The following is a 4411-nucleotide window of genomic DNA, read 5'->3' as shown; positions in this document are numbered from 1 at the left end:
AGGATCGCGCCGTCCATCTGCGCAGCACCGGTGATCATGTTTTTAACATAGTCGGCGTGCCCCGGGCAGTCTACGTGTGCGTAGTGACGGGTCGGGGTGTCGTATTCAACGTGAGAAGTGTTGATGGTGATACCACGAGCTTTTTCTTCTGGCGCGTTATCGATCTGGTCGAATGCGCGAGCAGCACCGCCGTAGGTTTTAGCCAGTACGGTAGTGATTGCAGCGGTCAGCGTTGTTTTACCATGGTCAACGTGGCCGATAGTACCGACGTTAACGTGCGGTTTTGTACGTTCAAACTTTTCTTTAGACATCGATTGTCCCTCTAAGACACGGATAAATCGGTGATATCACCACATCAACCAGGCAACATGCCCGACTTGTTGAATGCAATAAACAGAAGGAAAAAACAGGAAGGAGAAAAGAAGTGGTGCTGATAGGCAGATTCGAACTGCCGACCTCACCCTTACCAAGGGTGCGCTCTACCAACTGAGCTATATCAGCACATCTTGGAGCGGGCAGCGGGAATCGAACCCGCATCATCAGCTTGGAAGGCTGAGGTAATAGCCATTATACGATGCCCGCATCCTGGAACTCGGCTACCTGATTTTCATTCTGCACTGAATATCGAGAGAAGCTCTCTTTATTCGAGCCGGTAAGCGAACTTATCGTCTCGGGCTACGCCATCGCGTGGCCGAAATTGGTGGTGGGGGAAGGATTCGAACCTTCGAAGTCTGTGACGGCAGATTTACAGTCTGCTCCCTTTGGCCGCTCGGGAACCCCACCGGACTTGATGGTGCCGACTACCGGAATCGAACTGGTGACCTACTGATTACAAGTCAGTTGCTCTACCTACTGAGCTAAGTCGGCATCAAGTAGCGCGCATTCTATGGAGACATGCGAGCTCATGCAACTAAAAAATTGCATAATTTGTTTTGTTGGTCAGATTTTAAACAACTCGGTGAAGAAACAGTCGAACAATGAGCAGATTAGCACATTTTTTCAGCATTGTTCTGCTTAACAATATGCGCCAGTTAAAACACCATTCTTTTTATCAGATGGAATATCTGTCACATTGCTTTTCACCGATAGCTTCCCGGAAGCGATTTTTTCTTATTATTCCTCCCCATCTGGTGTTACCCTCCTGCCCATTAACCCATTCAACAGAACTGTGACGCGCCATGGCAAATATCGCTTTGCCGATAGAGCTATGACCGTCAGAAACATGCTTATGAGTATAAAAGAGCAAACGTTAATGACGCCTTACCTACAGTTTGACCGCAACCAGTGGGCAGCTCTGCGTGATTCCGTACCGATGACGTTATCGGAAGATGAGATCGCCCGTCTCAAAGGTATAAATGAAGATCTCTCGTTAGAAGAAGTTGCCGAGATCTATTTGCCTTTGTCGCGTTTGCTGAACTTCTATATAAGCTCGAATCTGCGCCGTCAGGCAGTTCTGGAACAGTTTCTTGGCACTAACGGACAACGCATTCCTTACATTATCAGCATCGCAGGCAGTGTAGCTGTAGGGAAAAGTACAACCGCCCGTGTATTACAGGCACTATTAAGCCGTTGGCCGGAACATCGTCGTGTTGAACTGATCACTACCGATGGTTTTCTTCATCCCAACAAAGTGCTTAAAGAACGCGGGTTGATGAAAAAGAAAGGCTTCCCGGAATCGTATGATATGCATCGTCTGGTGAAGTTTGTTTCCGATCTCAAATCGGGTGTACCAAACGTTACGGCACCGGTTTACTCGCATCTTATTTATGATGTAATCCCAAATGGTGATAAAACCGTTGTTCAGCCTGATATTTTAATCCTTGAAGGGTTAAATGTCCTACAGAGTGGGATGGATTATCCGCACGACCCACATCATGTATTTGTTTCTGATTTCGTCGATTTTTCGATATATGTTGATGCACCGGAAGACTTACTTCAGACGTGGTATATCAACCGTTTTCTGAAATTCCGCGAAGGGGCTTTTACAGACCCGGATTCCTATTTCCATAACTACGCGAAATTAACTAAAGAAGAAGCTATTAAGACTGCCATGACGTTGTGGAAAGAGATCAACTGGCTGAACTTAAAGCAAAATATTCTACCTACTCGCGAGCGAGCCAGTTTAATCCTGACGAAAAGTGCTAATCATGCGGTAGAAGAAGTCAGATTACGCAAATAATTTAAAGGGGAGCTAATGCTCCCCTTATTTATTATTCTGCGCTACGTAGGGATATTTCACCACCCATCCAGGGTTTTATTATTCCGTCCTGCTCAAGCAATAAAGCGCCCTGTTTGTCTATTCCGCGTGAAATACCAAATATTTCTTTATCACCAATGATAAGTTTCACTGGGCGATTAATAAAATTATCCAGCTTTTCCCAACGCGAAAGATAAGGTGCCAATCCTTCTTGCTCGAAGAGTTCCAGCGCCGCGCGTAATTTACGTATTAGCATGGCCGCCAACGTATTACGATCAAGATTGATCCCTGCTTCCTGCAATGTGATCCATTCCTGGTTAACGACACTCTCTTCAACACGACGCATTGCCATGTTGATCCCGGCGCCAATGACTATTTGCGCTGCATCGCCGGTTTTGCCAGTCAGCTCCACAAGAATGCCTGCCAGCTTGCGATCCTGTAGATAGAGGTCATTAGGCCATTTAACGCGAACTTTATCTGCACCCAGCTTGCGTAATACTTCCGCCATCACGATACCGATAACCAGACTTAAACCAATTGCCGCAGCCGGGCCTTGTTCCAGACGCCAGAACATCGACAAATATAAGTTTGCGCCAAAAGGCGAAAACCATTTCCGACCACGGCGACCACGGCCTGCCTGCTGATATTCTGCGACGCAGGCATCGCCAGATTTAAGCTCTTCGATACGATCAAGAAGGTACTGATTAGTGGAGTCAATTACTGGCAGCACGGCTACACTACCGCCATCCAGCTGACTCAATATCTGTTCAGCATTAAGTAACTGAATGGGCTCAGGCAGGCTGTATCCTTTACCCGGAACGGTAAAGACATCAACGCCCCAGTCACGCAGTGTTTGAATGTGTTTATTAATGGCCGCCCGGCTCATTCCTAACGTTTCACCCAGCTGCTCGCCAGAGTGAAATTCGCCATTCGCTAACAGCGTGATTAATTTCAGTGGAACGGTATTATCCTTCATGAAATCGTCTCCACTGCGCTAACTTCACCTGATGCACCAATAAAGCGAACTTCGGGCTCAAGCCAGACATTAAATTTTTCACCAACTTTCTGTCTTACATGATGTGCCAGTTGCACGACATCTTCGCTTTTTGCATTGCCTTCATTGACGAGAACTAACGCCTGTTGACGGTGTACCGCAGCCCCACCCATTTGCGTCCCTTTTAGCTGACACTGATCGATGAGCCAGCCAGCAGCCAGTTTTACTGAACCATCCGCCTGAGGGTAATTCGGTGCCGTTGGAAATTGTGCCAACAACGCGTTAGCCGTTTCCACAGATACAACAGGATTTTTGAAGAAACTACCAGCATTGCCGTTCACTTTTGGATCGGGCAGCTTTGTAGTTCGCATATGGCACACCGCATCAAATACTTGCTGTGGCGTTACTGTCGAAGGCTCCAGACGAGTTAAGTCACCGTAAGTCAGTACAGGTTGCCACTCTTTTGGCAGACGCAGACCTACAGCAACAATGGCGAAGCAGTCCTGATATTCATGCTTAAAAATACTGTCGCGATAGCCAAAACGGCACTCTTTGGCAGTTAAGCGCACTTGCTTGCCTGTCGTTAGCTCAACGCAGTCAACATAAGCGCAAACGCGCTGTAATTCTACGCCATAAGCACCAATATTCTGGATAGGTGATGAGCCGACACAACCAGGAATTAATGCCAGATTTTCCAGACCAGGCATACCTTCCTGCAAAGTGTATTTTACCAGGCGATGCCAGTTTTCTCCGGCTCCTACATGTAAATACCACGCATCAGGTTCATCATGAATTTCGACACCTTTGATCCGGTTGATGATCACCGTGCCGCGATAGTCTTCCAGAAAAAGTACATTACTTCCTTCACCCAGGATAAGAACGGGTTGTCCTTCTGCGGTTGCATGCTGCCAGGCATTGAGTAGTTGTTGTTCGTCTTCGGCACATACAATGTGCTGAGCATTATGATCAATGCCAAATGTGTTCCAGGGTTTTAAGGAGTGGTTCATAGCTGCTTTCCTGATACAAAAACGAGGCTAGTTTACCGTATCTGCGGGGGGATGGCTTGTAGATATGATGACAGGAAGAGTTTGTAGAAACGCAAAAAGGCCATCCTTGCGGATGGCCTTTCGCTTTATCTGATGCCTGGCAGTTTATGGCGGGCGTCCTGCCCGCCACCCTCCGGGCCGTTGCTTCGCAACGTTCAAATCCGCTCCCGGCGG

4 protein-coding genes and 4 tRNA genes are annotated in these 4411 nt (G+C 47.5%); 1 reads left to right on the top strand and 7 read right to left on the bottom strand.

The features are described 5' to 3' along the window. The 5 genes from A7Z29_RS22855 to A7Z29_RS22835 form a co-directional block, all read right to left on the bottom strand. Positions 1–311 (bottom strand): GTP-binding protein (locus tag A7Z29_RS22855; protein WP_000031691.1); only part of this gene is annotated, 311 nt, incomplete at its 3' end. A 114-nt stretch (positions 312–425) separates the two neighbouring features. Next, a tRNA-Thr gene (locus A7Z29_RS22850) sits at positions 426–501 on the bottom strand. A 6-nt stretch (positions 502–507) separates the two neighbouring features. Further along, positions 508–582: transfer RNA gene (locus A7Z29_RS22845), tRNA-Gly, on the bottom strand. A gap of 116 nt (positions 583–698) precedes the next feature. Next, positions 699–783: transfer RNA gene (locus tag A7Z29_RS22840), tRNA-Tyr, on the bottom strand. Positions 784–791: 8 nt separating this feature from the next. Then, positions 792–867 (bottom strand) — tRNA-Thr (locus A7Z29_RS22835). A 361-nt stretch (positions 868–1228) separates the two neighbouring features. Here A7Z29_RS22835 and coaA point away from each other — a divergent pair. Continuing rightward, positions 1229–2179: a type I pantothenate kinase gene (gene coaA / locus A7Z29_RS22825; protein WP_000023078.1), complete on the top strand. Its 951-nt coding sequence runs from the start codon at positions 1229–1231 to the stop codon at positions 2177–2179. 31 nt (positions 2180–2210) lie between these two features. Here coaA and birA read toward each other — a convergent pair whose 3' ends face one another. Beyond that, positions 2211–3173, bottom strand: a complete 963-nt coding sequence (gene birA, locus A7Z29_RS22820; protein ID WP_105290889.1) for a bifunctional biotin--[acetyl-CoA-carboxylase] ligase/biotin operon repressor BirA — start codon at positions 3171–3173, stop codon at positions 2211–2213. Beyond that, positions 3170–4198 carry a UDP-N-acetylmuramate dehydrogenase gene (murB, locus tag A7Z29_RS22815; protein WP_105290888.1) on the bottom strand — a complete coding sequence of 343 codons (1029 nt, stop codon included), beginning with the start codon at positions 4196–4198 and terminating at the stop codon, positions 3170–3172. Before murB ends, birA begins: the two co-directional genes overlap by 4 nt. Positions 4199–4411: the final 213 nt, after the last annotated feature.

It is taken from the genome of Escherichia sp. MOD1-EC6842, assembly GCF_002965705.1.
In the GTDB taxonomy this organism is placed as follows: Bacteria; Pseudomonadota; Gammaproteobacteria; order Enterobacterales; family Enterobacteriaceae; genus Escherichia; species Escherichia ruysiae.
The sequence above is the reverse complement of the archived record's forward strand: the minus strand, read 5'-3'. Positions and strand labels throughout refer to the sequence as shown.